The following is a 17395-nucleotide window of genomic DNA, read 5'->3' as shown; positions in this document are numbered from 1 at the left end:
AATCCCGCTAAAAAGCATGCAAAATAGCTTTTTAGCGGGATTTTTTAAAATGCAATTTTTTCTGATGCAAATAAAGCTAATCTAATATCCAAGGAGGCTTCGGAAGCTTCGACAGACTGACCTAAAATTTCTTCGCATTTTTTAATACGATATTTTACTGTATTACGATGAATAAAGATATCTTCTGAAGTCTTTGTGAGGTCGCAATGGTTTGCCAAATATACTTTTAAAGTATGTTTTAGTTCTTTTTCCTTCGTTGTTTTCGGATAGGCTAATGAACCTAATGTGTACGTGATAAACGGTTTTAATTTGTTGGCTGGTATGAGTTGTAATAATTCTTCAACACTTTTGGATTTATAGAGTTCTATAAATCCTACTTCACCATTTTCAAACTTATTATCAAAAGCTTCATTTGCTTCGAAATAAGATAGTGGTAACTGTGAGAATTCAGAGACTTCATTACCAATACCAAACGATAATGAATTATTAAAAAACTTTTGATACTCTTTATTGAGATATTTGCAGTAATCTAAGTAATATTGATGTCTCGTTTGTAAAAGTATCGTAAAGCGATGCTTACCTGGAGACGTATATATACTGATAGTGGGATCAATGTCAATTAACTTATGCGTTAGCCATTCAAAAGTCATTTGATACCGCTCATTCAAATAGATATTATTTTCTACATCTTGTTCTTTATCGATCGCACAAATTATTACTTGATAGTAATTTGATGGTTGGATATGATGCTTTTTTAAAAACTCAGGGTGCTGCTTGACAGAAATAAGGTTATCAGGGTGTTCAGACATGAGTGATTCAAAAAATCTGTCCACATCCTGTTGTTCCGCTTCCTTAATTTTACTATTTTTATAGATTGCAAGACTGAGAGTGTTTACAGCCTGTTCTATAGCTAGCAAACTAAATGGATAATTGAGCGTATTGACGTTTGAAACCATAAGATAATAAGGAAAATATTTAAATGCAGGAACCTCAAATATAATATGTTCTTCCTGGAAAGCTTCTCTATTATTAGGCGTAATATGCTTGGAATTTAAACATCTTTTAAAATAATTAAGATTTTTTTGAACATTTTCAGGGTGTTGATTGAAGTGATGGCTCATTGATTTAATTTGATAAAGAGGATTTAATAGCATCACTGGAACTCTGAGGAGTCTACTCATCCGTTCAATCATCATTTCCAAACTTAACCCTCTCATAAGCATCGTATTTAATTCTTGTTGGATATCTAATGCAAAATATAATTTTTCAGTTTCTTCATCTAAAATATATGACGAGATGTGATGAGTAATCGATCCTAGATTCCAACTATCAGGAATGCTAATAACTGGGAATTTTAATTCGTTTGCGAATTCTATGACTTCATCATCTAATTTTTTTAAAAATCGGGAAAGCTTGATACCTATGCCTGCAACTTGTATATCATTTAATTCTCTAATGAGATCAATTAATCCAGATTGATTGTCTTGATAACACATACCAGTTGTTACGATAAATGAGTGTTGTGCAGTAAAGTCTTTGATATCAGGTGTCTCTGTAATATCGACCATTTCTACCACTCTCTCTAAATCGCCTTTATCATTTAACAATGTTAAATCTGAAAATTGTTGTACAGACATTATTTCTTTTAATGTTGTCATAAGAACTCTCTCCTAATCTTTGTTTGAAAAAGCCAAAATAAAAATTAAATATGTATGATGTTACAAAGATAACCTATCACACTGATTGTATACTATTTTTGAAGGTTATTATACGTATAATCCTTTATTAATAATAAAGGAGAATCATTATGCTAAAAAAAGGTCAGGATATCCAACGAAATCCTTCGTTTTTTGAAAAGCGCGGTTACAACAAGGATATCATGCCAAAGTTGCTTGAACAAAGAAATTCATCCGCATTTAACTTTTTTACACTGTGGATGGGGGCAGTGCATAACATTCCTAATTATACAGCTGTCGGTGGCTTCTTATTATTAGGCTTATCACCATTTCAAGTGATGTTATCACTTGTTATAAGCTCATTTTTAATTGCCTTACTACTTGTTGTAAACGGTTACGCAGGCTCAAAATATGGTATTCCATTCGCCATGCACTTAAGGCATACATATGGTGATATAGGTGCTAAATTACCAGGTGTATTACGTGGTGTTGTAGCCGGCATTGCTTGGTTTGGTTTACAAACATTTGCTGGCTCACAAGCTTTATTGATTCTAATGAATAAAATTTTTCCGGGAGTCAATGACATTGGAGATGGTACTACAATTTTAGGTATTACTATTCCCGGATTAATCGCTTTCTTGTTATTCTGGGTAATTAACTTTGCCATTGGTATTGGCGGCGGAGGAACCTTAAATAAATTTACTGCTATTTTAAACCCAATGATTTATATAGTTTTTGGTGGAATGGCAATCTGGGGCATTAAAGTTGGTGGTGGACTCAATAAAATTTTGAGCTATGAACTGAGTTCGGAGGGTAGTATTTTATATCAAACCATTTTAGCGTTTATCTTAGTGTTTAACTCATTACTTGGTGTTTGGGCTGCTCCAGGGGCAAGCGTTTCTGATTTCACACAAAATGCGAAATCAACAAGAGCACAAATTTTCGGACAAGTTTCTGGTATTGTTGTTGCACATATTTTGTTTGCATTTTCAAGTGTAACAATTTTAATTGGTGGGTCCATTTATTTTGGTCAACAAGAGTGGAATATACTAAATATTATCAATCAATGGGATAGTGTATGGGCCATCTTCTTTGCTACAGGTGTACTTCTTATGACAACAATTTCTACAAATGCAACTAGTAATATTATTCCAGCGGCCTATCAAATAAGTGCGTTATTTCCGAAGTATATAAATTATCGACGTGGAGTATGGATTGCATCGATTGCAAGTATTATCACTATGCCATGGAAGATGATGGAGAGTAGTGAAAGTATCTTCATGTTTTTAAATATGATCGGTGCCATTCTTGGTCCGGTTGCTGGTGTAATGATTGTAAAGTTCTACTTCATTTCAAAGTGTAGGATCAATATCGATGAATTATATTTTGATAGTAATAGCAACGAACGACCAAAGGTGAGAATCAATATACAAGCTTATATTGCGACAATCGTTGGAGTATTCATATCTCTATTAGGTTTTATACCGAGGTTCCATGTCATTTTGGACTTTTCGTGGTTTATCGGATTTTTCACAGCAGGTATTTTACTTTTATTATTAAACGTTTTAAAAAAATAGAGGAGGATGATTCTCATGCAATTCGATTTAATTATTAAAAGAGGATTAGTTATTCTAGAAAATGGTGAGCAAGAAGTCGAAATAGGCATAAAAAATGGTAAAATCGCCGCAATTGGTAAAGATTTAGGTGAAGGTGCACAAATTATTGATGCACAAGGCTTGATCGTATCTCCGGGCATGGTAGATGCACACGTACATATCACGGAACCAGGAGGAGGCTATCGCGATGAATGGGAAGGTTATGATACAGGTACACGGGCATGTGCAAAAGGTGGGGTAACAACAATTATCGAAATGCCATTAAACCAAGTACCCGCAACAATTAATGGCTCATCTATTAAAGAAAAATTTACAGCTGGAGACGGGAAATTATCCGTAGATGTTGCAAGCTATGGTGGATTAGTGCCATTTAACTTAGACGGTGGTATTCAAGAATTAGATAACAATGGTGTCGTTGCCTATAAATGTTTTGTAGCGACCTGTGGTGACCGTTCTATAGAAGGTGATTTCATGAACGTGGATGACTATACACTTTATGAAGGTATGAAACAAATTGCGAAGACAGGTAAAATCTTATCTATTCACGCTGAAAATGCTGAGATTACTGATAGGTTAGGCGAATTAGCATATAAAAATGGCGAAACATCATTACGTGCTTATGTAGATTCACGACCTGTATTTACAGAAGTGGAACCAATTCGAAAAATAATCCTATTTGCTAAAGAAACCGGTTGTCGCGTGCACATCGTTCATGTAGCTTGTGAGGAAGGTATAGATGAAATTGTGAAAGCGCAGCAAGAAGGTGTCGATATTACATGCGAAACATGTACACACTATCTATATTTCTATAAAGAAGAATTAGATACTATCGGTCCAGTTGTAAAATGTTCGCCGCCAATCCGTGAACAATCTCGTTTGGAAGGTATGTGGAATCGTGTACTTAATGGGGATATTTCATTCGTAACATCAGATCATTCACCATGTACACCAGACTTGAAAGATAAGGACAATGCCTTTGAGGCTTGGGGAGGTATAGCAGGTGTACAAAATAACGTAGATATATTATTCGATGAAGGTGTACAAAAACGAAACATGCCATTAGCTCAATTTGCAGCGATTATTGCTACAAACCCTGCGAGACGTTTTAATCTAGAACAAAAAGGTAGCATCACAGTAGGGAAAGATGCAGACTTCGTATTTATTAAAAAAGATGCACCTTATGAATTAAAAGCCGAGGACTTAGCATACCGACACAAAATTAGTCCTTATGTTGGGCGCAAAATCGGAGCACAGATAGTGAAAACAATCCTTCGCGGTGTTGAAATCTATGACAAAGATAAAGGAATTGCAGATGAGAAAGTAGGTCGATTTATCTCTCAAGCAATAGATAATTAGCCGTGATTTATCCAAACAAGCGATATTGAATGAAATAGACTTTCTACATCATGCCATTGGACGTGGAACAACACTTGCTACATTCTGGGATAATACTTTTAAATATCTATGTTTATATTGTTTTGGACATGGCATAAAGTACTTACTCTTTAGAGTAGTAGAAAATAGGTCCTGTTGCGCTTTAAATATACTTGTAGCGGAGCATCGTAAATAACGTAGGGGACCTCTTGAAAAGATCTTTATAAGTATATAATGTTTCATACCTATTACTCTGAAAAAAGGTGCAATGCTTATGGAATTACGATGTATGAACGAAGAAGAACAAAAAACTCGTCTATCGTGTTTAAGCATGAATGGATATCTACAATCAAGTTAGTTTAGCTCAATTTAAATTTTATAGAAATAAACTACTTAGAAAGAAGTGACAACGATGTGGTTTCAACAATACGATCCACTTGGAAACGAAATAGTGAGTGGAATCATAGCCTTCCTTCCCATTCTTCTATTTCTACTAAGTTTAACAGTCTTTAAATTAAAAGGGGTTTATGCAGCAGCATTAACATTAGGCTTTACCCTTATTATTACCGTTGGATTCTTCGGAATGCCCATTACGAAAGCCTTAGGGGCAATTCTTCTCGGTACAGGCAAAGCGCTATGGCCAATCGGATATATCGTTATTATGGCTGTTTGGTTGTACAAGATTTCAGTTAAAGCCGGAAAATTTGAAACAGTACGTGATAGTATTGCTAGTATTACAGAGGATCAACGTCTTCAATTATTGCTAATTGGCTTTTGCTTTAATGCTTTCTTAGAAGGCGCAGCAGGATTAGGTGTCCCAATCGCTATTTGTGCAGCATTACTTGTGACTCTTGGTTTTAAACCAATTAAAGCTGCTGGACTTTGCCTAATCGCTAATGCTTCTACAGGTGCATTCGGTACAGTTGGAATTCCAGTTATTACAGGTGCTCAAGTAGGTGGTATGGAAATTTTAGATCTTTCTAGAATGACAGCATTTATGTTACCGTTAATTTCATTTCTCGTTCCGTTTATCCTCATCTTTATTCTAGATGGGCTCAAAGGAATAAAAGAAATATTCCCAGCAATTTTAATCGTCAGTGGCGCATTTTCGGGGCTTCAATTACTAACGATTACTGTTATCGGGCCGGAGCTTGCGAATATTATCCCTTCTTTAGCTAGTATGATAATTTTGGCAGTATTTTTAAGAAGATGGCAGCCTAAAACGATTTATCATGAGCCTGGTGTAGAAGCAACAGGAAATTTAAAAAACTACTCTATGAGAGAAATCATGGTAGCATGGTCACCATTTTATTTACTTACTGGTGTTATAGCCATTTGGAGCCTCCCTACATTTAAAAATTTATTTGCAGCAGATGGTGCACTTAATTTTACAAACGTTGCCTTGAAAATCCCAGGATTACATGATCAAGTCATGCGTACACCGCCAATAGTAACCGAAGAAATACCTATGCCAGCAATCTTAAATCTTAACTTTGTTTCAGCAACAGGAACAGCGATTCTAGTGACAATTATTTTAACAAGTATTCTATTTCCTGCGTTAAACATAAATCAAACCGTTAATTTGCTCGGTGGCACCATTAAAGAATTGTGGTTACCAATTTTTACGATCGTTCTTGTAATGGCTTTTGCAAATCTCTCGGACTTCTCGGGTCTTAGTACTTCTTTGGGACTTGCACTTGCAAAAACGGGTGACTTCTTTCCATTTGTAAGTCCAGTATTAGGATGGATTGGTGTCTTTCTCACTGGATCTGTTGTTAATAATAACGCGTTATTTGGTAGCTTACAGGTGGTTACTGGGACGCAAGTCGGTATATCACCATCTTTGTTAATGGCAGCCAATACAGCTGGAGGTAGCGTGGCAAAATTGATTTCACCACAATCTATCGCTATTGCAGCAGCAGCCGTTAATGAGACTGGGAATGAGTCAAAAATCTTCCAATATACATTACGGTACAGCTTAGGCTTGCTACTTCTCATATGTATCATGACATTTGGCTTATCATTTATCTTAAAATAATTTAAAAATGAACTAAACCGCATGGTAAATCAGAGTTTTCACATTGATTTACTATGCGGTATTTTTTAATAAAGATAAATTCGCTTCCTTTAGCTATTATTGAATGCTTATGGAGTTGTATAAAAAAAGCTGGAACTTGCTCCGTACGTACAACTACTTAGTAGCCTATACATAATCGATAGCTAACTGTATTCATTTTTCGTGCTCGGCGTTTACCTCTGATCCAACTTTTGAACCTTTATCCAACATATATTTGTTGATAGTGCATAAAAAGAGCTTCCATAATTGTTTGTTCTGTCAATGAATGGTTGTGAGTATGGTCCTATAATAAAAGTGTATTAGAGGAAGGAGTGAAAGAGTAATGGATATTCAATTAACGTTTGAAGCTTTTGATAAGAAATTCACAGGTTTTGGGGGCTTAGAACAAGGTGGAATTACACGCCTTTTATATTCTCAAGAATGGAATGATGCGGTTCGTGAGCTGGAAAAAACATTCAAAGAAGAAGGATTAGAAGCAAGCTTTGACGACATCGGGAACTTATCTGGGCGTCTTGTTGGAAGTAAATATCCAAAAGAAACAATTTTGACAGGATCACACATCGACACAGTTGTTGAAGGTGGGCATCTGGATGGTCAATTCGGTATCTTATCTGCACTTGTTGCTGTGAAATATTTAAAAGAAAAATATGGGCAACCACTACGATCATTAGAAGTATTATCGCTTGCAGAAGAAGAAGGTAGTCGATTCCCTTACACATTTTGGGGTAGCAAAAACTTCTTTAACTTAGCTAAAAAATCGGATGTTGACACAATTGAAGATGCTGAGGGTATTAAGTTCGAAGATGCGATGCGTAAATCAGGTTTTGATTATCGGAAAACGACTGACGTTCGTAATGACATCAAAGCATTTGTTGAAATTCATATTGAACAAGGTAAAGTGTTAGAGACAGAACATAAAACAATCGGTGTTGTCAATGGAATCGTCGGTCAAAAACGCTTCACGATCAATTTAAAAGGTGAAGCAAACCACGCTGGCACTACGCCCATGTCATTACGTCGTGATACAGTTGTTGCCTATAGTGAAATTGTTTCGGACTTAACAAAACGTGCTAGAGAGATTGGGGAACCACTTGTGTTAACGTTCGGTCATGTCACACTTGTACCAAACACAGTAAATGTAGTTCCTGGTGAAATTACGTTCTCAATAGATTGTCGTCATATTGATCAGCAACTATTAAATGATTTTGCAGCAGAAATCGAAGACAAAATTAAATTAGTCGCTGAAGCAAATAGCATGACGTATGATATTAATTTATGGATGGATGAGGCACCAACATTGATGGACAAAGAAATCGTTCAAATCATTGAACAAGCAGCAAAGAATAATGTAGGTGATCAATATAAAGTGATGCCATCGGGTGCAGGACATGACTCACAAATTTTTGCTCAATATGTTCCAACGGCGATGTTGTTTGTACCTTCTATTGGTGGAATTAGTCACAACATTAGTGAAGAGACGAAGATAGAAGATCTTGTTAAAGGTATTGAAGTATTAAGCGATGTACTTTATGAACTAGCATATAAAGAATAAAAATAAAGAAAAAGGAGCCAGATACTTATGGGTTACTTAAATCAAGTTCAAGGATACAGAGAAGGTTTATTAGAAACACGTTCTGTCATTAAGAAAGACAATTACGCGGTAATCACACCAGACGGCCTAGTTAATAATGTTGTACCTGGCTTTAAAGATTGTGATGTAACAATCTTAGGATCTCCACGTTTAGGTGCAAGATTTGTAGATTATTTAGTAACAGTAAAAAACCAAGGTGGAAACAAAGCTGGTTTCGCTGGTGATGGTATTCAATCATTTGTATACGTAGTTTATGGCAAAATCAATGCTTTTGCAGATGGTAAAAGATACGAATTAACAGAAGGTGGGTATTTATATGTACCCCCACACTTACAGTTGACGTTTGAAAATAATAATAACGGTGAAGATAGCCGCTTATTCTTATACAAAAAACGTTATCAACCTCTTAAAGGACAACCTCTTAAAGGGTATACTCCAGAAGTCGTTACAGGGAATGTGAACGACATCGAACAAGAGGCATATGAAGGTATGAAAGAAGTATTAATTCAAGACTTATTACCAAAAGAAATTGGATATGACATGAACATTCATATTCTTTCGTTCAAGCCAGGTGCTTCACATGGTTACGTTGAAACACATGTCCAAGAACACGGTGCTTACATATTAAGTGGGCGCGGCATGTACAACTTAGACAACGAATGGATGCCAGTTGATAAAGGTGACTATATCTTTATGGGTGCTTATGTACCGCAAGCAACCTATGCAATCGGTTTAGATGAACCATTCTCATACATTTATTCTAAAGATGCAAACAGAGATATTGATTTATAAAAGTGAGTATAGTATCTCCGATAGTTATCCAAAGATAAATTAGGCATCTTAGTTACAAAAGATATTCAAACATACATTCTAAATTATTTAGAATCTGACACAAAATATTAATTATATAAGGAGTAAAAAAGATGCGTGTATCTAGAGAAGAACTATTTAATTTAATGAAGCAAAAGTTTATGAAAGCGGGATTAAATGAAGGAGCGGCACATGATGTTGCAGATGTATTAACATACGCCGATCATAGAGGCATTCACTCCCATGGTGCCGTACGTGTTGAATACTATTCTGAACGCATTGCAAAAGGTGGCATTACAGCAAATCCAAACTATACATTTGAACAAACAGGTCCAGCATCTGCGGTCTTTAATGGAGATAATGGTCCAGGTCACCAAGTTGCAAAACAAGCGATGGAAAAAGCAATTGAAATGGCAAAAAAATCGGGTATTGCCGTTGTTGGTATGAAACATATTTCGCATAGTGGTGCATTAGGTTACTTTGTTGAAATGGCGGCGGAGCAAAATATGGTTGCCTTAAGTATGTGTCAATCAGATCCAATGGTCGTGCCATTTGGAGGAACTGAGCCTTACTTTGGAACAAATCCAATTGCCTTTAGTGCACCATCCGCTGATGATCGTATCATCACATTCGATATGGCGACAACTGTCCAAGCATGGGGCAAAATCTTAGACGCAAGAAGTAAAAATGAATCGATTCCAGATACATGGGCAGTAGATGCAACGGGTGCACCAACTACGAATGCAAGAGATGTTCATGCACTCTTACCGATTTCAGGTCCAAAAGGGTATGGATTAATGATGATGGTGGATATTTTATCAGGTAGCCTTCTTGGAGTCCCACATGGTATACATGTGTCTTCCATGTATCAGGACTTAACAAAAGGGCGTGATTTAGGTCAACTTCATATCGTGATTAACCCTGCCTATTTCACAGATTTAGATGCTTTCAAACTACAAATTACAACAATGCTCAATGAATTAAAAACACAGCCAGCGGCAGAGGGCTATGGAGAAATTTATTATCCAGGTGAACGCGGTATATTAAGAAGTCAGGAATATGATAAGGAAGGTATTGAAATCGTAGACGACATTTACAACTACCTTGTGTCAGACGAAGTTCATTACGATCGTTATCACGGAAAAAATAGATTTGCAGAATAATAAATTGGAGGATCATCATGTTATACACAATTATAAAAGAAAACACTTATAAAGACTCCATCGTGTTAATGCTTTTATCCAACAAGTTGTCTGCAATTGATGGTGTAAACAAAGTATCGATCATGATGGGAACACCAGCGAACAAAGACATTTTTAAATCTTCTGGCTTAGGCACGGATGAATTAGAAAAAGCAAAGCCAAATGATATCGTTATCGTTGTAGATACAGAGCAAGAAGAAAAAGTAGACGAAGTGAAAGAAGAAGTAGAAATTGCTTTAAAAGGTGATTCGGATTCACAAAATACGTCTAAAGATCAAGAAGCTCACAACTGGAAACGTGCAATGGAGCTTGCGAACAATCCGAACTTAGCATTAATTTCAATTCCTGGCCAATATGCAGCGATGGAAGCGGAAAACGCGTTGAACGAAGGCTTACATGTGTTCATGTTCAGTGACAATGTTGCTAAAGAAGACGAAGTGAAATTGAAACAAAAAGCGCATGAAAAAGGGTTATTAGTGATGGGTCCAGACTGTGGTACTGCACTTATTCACGGCGTACCCCTTGCCTTTACCAATAACGTAAACGAAGGCGATATTGGTATTGTTGGTGCATCAGGTACAGGGATCCAAGAAGTAACAACAATTATTGACCGTTATGGAAAAGGTGTGACAAACGCACTTGGTACAGGTGGACGTGATCTATCAACGGAAGTTGGTGCGATCACGATGTTAGATAGCATCAAAGCGTTAAACCAAGATCCGAAAGTAAAAGTCATTACCGTGATTTCTAAACCACCTGCAGAGGAAGTACAGCGCAAAGTATTAAACCTATTAAGAAATATTAACAAACCAGTTGTAACGTTATTTTTAGGTGACAAACCTTCTTACCAAGAAGAGAACATCTATCATGCTTATACACTTGAAGAAGCAGCAGTTGTAGCTGTTCAATTATCAAACGGTGACAAACCAAATTTTGAACCGACAACAGCTGATGTAAACGTTGTATTAAAAGAATCACAAGTTGGTATTAAAGGTTATTATTCAGGCGGTACATTAGCATCTGAAGCAGCAATGTTAGTGAGAGATGCTTTCAAAGATACAATGACTAAAGAGAAAAGTGAAAGCTATGTTTTAAAAACAAACCATCATGAAATCATTGATTTAGGTGATGATGTATATACAAAAGGTAAACCACACCCGATGATTGATCCTGAAAAACGTATCGAAATGCTTGAAAAATCTATGGACGACCCTGGAACAGCAGTCATTATGATTGATAACGTGATTGGTAACGGCGGTCATGAAGATATGGCTAGTGAACTAGCACCAACAATCAAACGTATTTTGGACAGTGCACGTCAAGATGGTCGTCAACTTGCAGTACTTGCAACAGTTGTTGGTACAGTACAGGACATCCAAGGTTATGATAAACAAATTGAGATTTTAAAAGAGAGTGGTGCAATTATTTGTAAGACAAACGATCAAATGGTTCGCACAGCTATCCAACTTGTAGGCGGTACAGTGGAACAACCAATCGTTGATGTACAAAAATTTGATTATACAGAAGAAAACTTGGCAGTCGATGAGAAAATTATGTCCTTAATTAATAGAAAACCAAGTGTCATCAATATTGGGCTAAAAAGCTTTACGGAAGCTCTTCAAAACAGTGGCTCCGAATGTGTTCAATTTAACTGGCGTCCAATTGCTGGTGGCGATGAGAAGTTAATGAAAGTACTTCAATTCTTAAACTATTATGAAGGAGGTACAATCTAATGGGTTACAAAACAATAAATGAAGCGAACGAAGCCGTTATTCAGAAGATCATAGCAGCAGCACCATTTTTAACGGATGTTGTACCTGCGAAATCGGTCATTCCCGAATTAGAAGATTATGTGTTATTACACGCTGGGCCTCCCATTAAATATGAAAATATGACTGATCCTATGCAAGGTTCCTGTGTTGGCGCAATCCTTTTTGAAGGATGGGCAGAAGACGAGAAGAATGCACGTGAATTACTGGAAAGCGAAAAGATCACATTTATTCCATGTCACCATGTGAATGCTGTTGGACCAATGGGTGGTATCACTTCACCTAACATGCCAGTACTCGTTGTTGTAAACAAAGAAAATGGTAATGAAGCGTACTGTCAAATGAACGAAGGCATTGGAGCCGTTTTACGCTTTGGCGCCTACAATGAGCAAGTCATCAATCGTTTACACTGGATGAAAGATGTGCTAGGTCCTGTATTAAGTAAAGCCTTAAAAACATTTAATGAAGGCTTGAATGTCAACGTATTGATTGCTAAAGCTATTGCAATGGGTGATGAGTTCCACCAGCGTAATATTGCAGCTTCACTTGCATTTTTAAAAGAACTATCGCCAGTCATTGCATCATTAGAAGACGTTAAAAAAGAACAACGTATAGAAGTAATCCAATTTTTAGCTGACACAGACCAATTTTTCTTAAATGTTGCAATGGCGACTGGTAAAGCAATCATGGATGCAGCACGTACTATCGAACACGGTACAGTTGTTACCGCAATGTGCCGTAACGGTGAAAACTTTGGTATCCGTATTGCGGGTATGGGAGACGAATGGTTTACTGGTCCTGTTAATACCCCGCAAGGATTATACTTCACTGGTTATTCAGCAGAAGATGCTAACACAGATATTGGCGATTCTGCGATTACAGAAACAATCGGTGTTGGCGGCATGGCGATGATTGCGGCACCAGCAGTTACCCGCTTCGTTGGTACAGGAGGATTTAATGATGCGCTTGAAATAAGTAATCAAATGACTGAAATTTGTATCGGCGAAAACCCGAACTATATTATTCCAACATGGGACTTCAAAGGCGCATGTTTAGGGATCGATGCACGGAAAGTTGTAGAAACCGGAATAACACCTGTCATCAATACAGGGATTGCCCATAAAATTGCGGGTTATGGACAAATTGGTGCCGGTACAGTACACCCGCCAATCGAATGTTTTGAGAAAGCCATCACAGCATATGCTGAAAAGCTAGGTTTTAAAGGATGATTTTACAAGCAAGTGCGGTTGGTCCAATCGCACTTGAAGTATTGAATGAAGGAAACACCTTTACCGTGCACAGTATTTTTGAAAAAGGTTTGAATATGGTTGATCGACATGGCGAATTGCTATTTGCTGGTACCGACGAAAATGGGACATTTCCATTCGGCATCTTGCTTGATCGTCAAACTAAACAAACGATAAAGTCCTATATAAGAGTAGGCGATACATTAACATTTCACAATAATCGTCTCTTTCATACTTGTTTTGAAATGGTGTTTAATGTAAAAGTACTACCGTTATATATGGATTTTGATCGTGCAAATATCAATAGACTAAAAGAAAATTTCGAATACATTTCATTTACATCCTATGAATCAACAGATTTTGAACGAGCACGTGTGTTGGCCTTGATCGATAGATTACATGATCCAACCCAAAATCTTGAGAAGATATTCCGTTATTTTATTGGACGTGGACAAGGTTTAACACCAACTGGTGACGATATACTGGTCGGCATATTGTACGGGCATTTTCTAAATAATTTTATCGAACATAAACATCTTGAAACTTTAAAAGCTTTAATCAAGGAACCTTTAACGACCATTGTCAGTAAGCGCTTTTTAACATGTGCTCTAGATGGTGTATTTAGTTCGAAGATTACAGCATTACAGCACGACCCATCTTTAGAAAGCATGAAAAGTCTTATAGAAGTTGGCTCTTCATCTGGGATGGATACGTTATATGGCATTTACATGTCGTTAATGAAGGAGTGAAAGAAATGGGAAAGAGTGTAGTTATTGCATTGGGCGGTAATGCAATTTTACAGCCTCAACAAAAAGCAACTTATGAAAATCAATTCAAAAATGTAGTGTCTGCAACTCGTCATATGATAGAAATGAAGGAAGCGGGGCATAAAATTGTCATTACACACGGCAATGGCCCGCAAGTGGGAAATATCATTGCCCAAAACGAAGCTGCTAAACATGTAGTCGAACCACTACCAATCCATGTTTGTAACGCAGAATCACAAGGTTTCATTGGTTATATGATGGAAACTGCTTTAAAAAACCATATTAAAGAGCGAGACATTCATGCAAATGTGGTTACATTGCTAACAATGGTTGAAGTGGACAAGGGTGATCAGGCTTTTAAAAATCCGACTAAACCAATCGGTGTATTTTTCTCGGAAGAAGAAGCGCAGCGTTTAGAAGAACAAGGCTTTACTATGGCAGAAGATGCAGGTCGAGGATATAGACGCGTTGTCCCTTCACCAGAACCACAAGTGATTCATGGTATAGATGAAATTAAACGTTTAATTGATGAAACGATTGTTATTTCATCTGGTGGTGGCGGTATACCTGTATATCGTGAAGACAGTGGTCAATTACATGGTATTGAAGCAGTCATTGATAAAGATCGTTCAGGATTAAAACTTGCGCAACAAGTGAAGGCGGATGTTTTCATGATGTTAACGGATGTCCCAAATGTCTATATTAATTTTGGAAAAGAAAATGAACAAAAATTAAGCCAAATTACCATAAAAGAAGCTGAACAATACGTTGCAGAAGGCCAATTCCCAGCAGGTAGTATGTTACCAAAAATGCAAGCAGCTATCGAATTTGCGAAATTAGGTAAAGAGGCAATTATTTGTTCGTTGGATCAAGCGGTTGCTGCATTAGAAGGAGAAGCGGGCACACGTATAATACAATAAGGCTCTTGTTGGCTCCATAAACAAAGAGGCGGATATATCAAGTTAAAACCTTAAAAAGCACAAGAAATCAATTTTAGAAACATTGATAGCTTGCGCTTTTTTGATATTTACGATTCTTTGATTTTATCTAAGTATTTTTTTCCTTTTCGGCAAATACGATCCACAGCTCGGTAGCATAACAAAGCTAAGTAAGATAAGACCTTGAATAGGAAGAAGAACAGTATTCAGGAGGACTTTCTAAATTGGATTTTTGACGAGGAAAAGAATACAGAATATTTTTTGACGGCTGATTTCGATTTGAAAGGACTAACGCTTTCTGATAAAATGGGAAACTGTATTTAATACTTCTGTATGGAAAGAGGATTGCTGTGAAAAAGAAGTTGGTATTGATAGGGATAGGGATTCTCTTAGTTTTTCTTCTCCTACTAGGCACTTATAAATTAATGAATTCTAGGACTTATCAGTTATTTGGGGGCTTAACCAAACAAGTAGAGACGAATCAAAAAGTGGTTGCTTTAACTTTTGATGATGGTCCGACAGATAACACAAATCAGATATTGTCGCTATTAAAAGAGCACAATGCTAAAGCTACCTTTTTTCTGATAGGTGCAGAAATAGAAAAATTTCCAGAGGAAGCAAGAAAAATTGCAGAAGAAGGACATCAAATTGGGAATCACACCTATTCGCATAATCGGATGATTTTCAAAACACCCTCTTACTACAAAGAAGAAATAGAAAAGACAGATCAATTGATTCAAAATGCAGGATACAAAGGTGAAATTGATGTTCGGCCACCTAATGGGAAAAAGTTGATAGGGTTGCCGTATTACCTAAATAAACATAAAAGAGAAACTATAACTTGGAACCTTGAGCCAGATACTTTTTACACAACGGTTTCTGACAAAGTAAAATATGTGACAGAAAATATTGAACCTGGTTCGATTATCTTGCTGCATCCAATGTATGATAAAACAGGCCAAGCGCTCCAAACAATTGAAGGTATACTTCAGGAACTTTCAAAGAAGGGTTATACGTTTATCACGGTGAATGAACTTCAAGATTTAAAGGATAAAAAACAGAGTTAGTTTCCTACTTCCTAGGATTAACTCTGTTTTTTGTTACGGCTGTTTTCCCTTTAAATAGTTGGAAGCATCCTTCTTCAGGAAATTTTCCTCTTCTTCGGGAAACCTGACTTTATGTTTTACACCAACAAGCTTTGAGACATACCCTTAAAATAAAGATCTTCTTGTTAGTAGATAGCGAAAGAAAAGATGTTAGGGCATAAATCGAGGGCTACGTTTATAAAAAAGGATAGTCAGCTTTACATTGTAAGCTCGGCATACGTTTAGGTGGAAGGTTCAGAAGCGGGAAGATAGAAGGAATAGTTAGCTGGTAGCAAAGGGTCTGTGGTATCGCGGAATCAGAAGGCAACTGAAGGCAAAGCAGCATATGCCTAAGGAACACAAATAACATAGAAGGCTGGGATGACTGGGTGAGTGTCCTCTATACTTTCAACACGAAAAATGATCTTGTGTGAATGTAAAGATCGCTGTCTTTTTTTAAATTTTTCAGGAAAAATGCCAATTTTACGGGGTGGAGAACATGTGTTCCTTTCGGTGAATTGAGGCTAAAGAGGGAAGTCAGTAAGTTACATCAGGAACATTGTAAAAGAAGGTTGTTTTTTTATGCTAAAATACCTGCAACAGGTACTATTCATGGAACTTACATCAGGAAAATAATATAGAAAGCAGTAAACAAAACTTGAGGAGGTATTGTAGTGAACCAACACAAAGTGATTATTACTCAGTATAATCTTAAATACGCTGAACAAACAGTGGAGATGTGGCGAGATAGTAAGGAACAGGCTATTGGTCAGAAAGAAATTCACAGCTTTGAAAGTCACGTTTATTTTTTAAACCATATATTATCTGAGCAGTTTCAAATAGATTTAGCGTTAATTGATGAAAAAGTAGTTGGAATGATTGCCTATAATGAAAGGGAAATAAGCCAACTTTATATTCATATAGATTATCAAGGAATCGGTATAGGTCATACATTACTAGATAAAGTAAAAGCACAATCAAGCGGTAGATTAACATTACACACATTTGAAGTAAATGAAAATGCACAACGATTTTATGAAAAACAAGGATTTGCAATCATCGGTAGAGGACACGAAAATGAAGAAAATTTAGCTGATATTCAATATGAATGGAAATCCACATAATTGCAAATCTAAACGATGATTGTAAGGAATGGGCAGTCTAGTTCGATTTACGAAATATTAAAAACAGAGTTGATTCTATAATTTTGTAGATTAACTCTGTTTTTATGTTAATAAATTTT

The 17395-nt window shown here is 36.6% G+C and carries 13 protein-coding genes; 12 read left to right on the top strand and 1 reads right to left on the bottom strand.

Going from position 1 to position 17395, the window contains the following annotated elements; all coding sequences use genetic code 11:
- Window positions 1–44: 44 nt before the first annotated feature.
- The gene (locus tag ACIQ7N_RS20545; protein ID WP_402935658.1) at window positions 45–1658 is read right to left on the bottom strand and encodes a PucR family transcriptional regulator; all 1614 of its coding nucleotides are present in this window, start codon (window positions 1656–1658) and stop codon (window positions 45–47) included.
- Window positions 1659–1807: 149 nt separating this feature from the next.
- On the opposite strand from ACIQ7N_RS20545, the gene allW reads away from it, so the two are divergent.
- The 12 genes from allW (at window position 1808) to ACIQ7N_RS20485 (ending at window position 17276) form a co-directional block, all read left to right on the top strand.
- Window positions 1808–3253, top strand: coding sequence for an allantoin permease (allW, locus tag ACIQ7N_RS20540; RefSeq protein WP_402935656.1), 1446 nt, complete (start codon window positions 1808–1810; stop codon window positions 3251–3253).
- 15 nt (window positions 3254–3268) lie between these two features.
- Window positions 3269–4648 (top strand): allantoinase AllB, encoded by a 1380-nt coding sequence (gene allB / locus ACIQ7N_RS20535; protein ID WP_402935653.1) that lies wholly within the window; start codon window positions 3269–3271, stop codon window positions 4646–4648.
- A gap of 430 nt (window positions 4649–5078) precedes the next feature.
- Window positions 5079–6704: a lactate permease LctP family transporter gene (locus tag ACIQ7N_RS20530; protein ID WP_402935650.1), complete on the top strand. Its 1626-nt coding sequence runs from the start codon at window positions 5079–5081 to the stop codon at window positions 6702–6704.
- Window positions 6705–7065: 361 nt separating this feature from the next.
- Window positions 7066–8295 carry an allantoate deiminase gene (gene allC, locus ACIQ7N_RS20525; RefSeq protein ID WP_402935647.1) on the top strand — a complete coding sequence of 410 codons (1230 nt, stop codon included), beginning with the start codon at window positions 7066–7068 and terminating at the stop codon, window positions 8293–8295.
- 27 nt (window positions 8296–8322) lie between these two features.
- Window positions 8323–9126, top strand: a complete 804-nt coding sequence (gene allE / locus ACIQ7N_RS20520; RefSeq protein ID WP_402935644.1) for a (S)-ureidoglycine aminohydrolase — start codon at window positions 8323–8325, stop codon at window positions 9124–9126.
- 131 nt (window positions 9127–9257) lie between these two features.
- A complete protein-coding gene (gene allD / locus ACIQ7N_RS20515; protein WP_402935642.1) occupies window positions 9258–10307 on the top strand; it encodes an ureidoglycolate dehydrogenase in 1050 nt (349 codons plus the stop codon).
- A 17-nt stretch (window positions 10308–10324) separates the two neighbouring features.
- Window positions 10325–12079, top strand: coding sequence for an acyl-CoA synthetase FdrA (locus tag ACIQ7N_RS20510; protein ID WP_402935639.1), 1755 nt, complete (start codon window positions 10325–10327; stop codon window positions 12077–12079).
- Window positions 12079–13344, top strand: coding sequence for a YlbE family protein (locus tag ACIQ7N_RS20505; RefSeq protein ID WP_402935636.1), 1266 nt, complete (start codon window positions 12079–12081; stop codon window positions 13342–13344). Before ACIQ7N_RS20510 ends, ACIQ7N_RS20505 begins: the two co-directional genes overlap by 1 nt.
- A complete protein-coding gene (locus ACIQ7N_RS20500) occupies window positions 13341–14111 on the top strand; it encodes an oxamate carbamoyltransferase subunit AllH family protein (RefSeq protein ID WP_402935633.1) in 771 nt (256 codons plus the stop codon). Before ACIQ7N_RS20505 ends, ACIQ7N_RS20500 begins: the two co-directional genes overlap by 4 nt.
- 5 nt (window positions 14112–14116) lie before the next feature.
- Window positions 14117–15049 (top strand): carbamate kinase, encoded by a 933-nt coding sequence (gene arcC / locus ACIQ7N_RS20495; RefSeq protein WP_402935630.1) that lies wholly within the window; start codon window positions 14117–14119, stop codon window positions 15047–15049.
- 368 nt (window positions 15050–15417) lie between these two features.
- Entirely contained in the window at window positions 15418–16134 is a 717-nt protein-coding gene (locus ACIQ7N_RS20490; protein ID WP_402935627.1) for a polysaccharide deacetylase family protein, read from the top strand.
- Window positions 16135–16826: 692 nt separating this feature from the next.
- Window positions 16827–17276, top strand: coding sequence for a GNAT family N-acetyltransferase (locus ACIQ7N_RS20485; RefSeq protein ID WP_274066825.1), 450 nt, complete (start codon window positions 16827–16829; stop codon window positions 17274–17276).
- Window positions 17277–17395 lie beyond the last annotated feature (119 nt).

This window comes from Lysinibacillus sp. NPDC095746 (genome assembly GCF_044763535.1).
In the GTDB taxonomy this organism is placed as follows: Bacteria; Bacillota; Bacilli; order Bacillales_A; family Planococcaceae; genus Lysinibacillus.
Note: the sequence above shows the minus strand (reverse complement) of the source record. Positions and strands in the feature narration are given on the sequence as shown.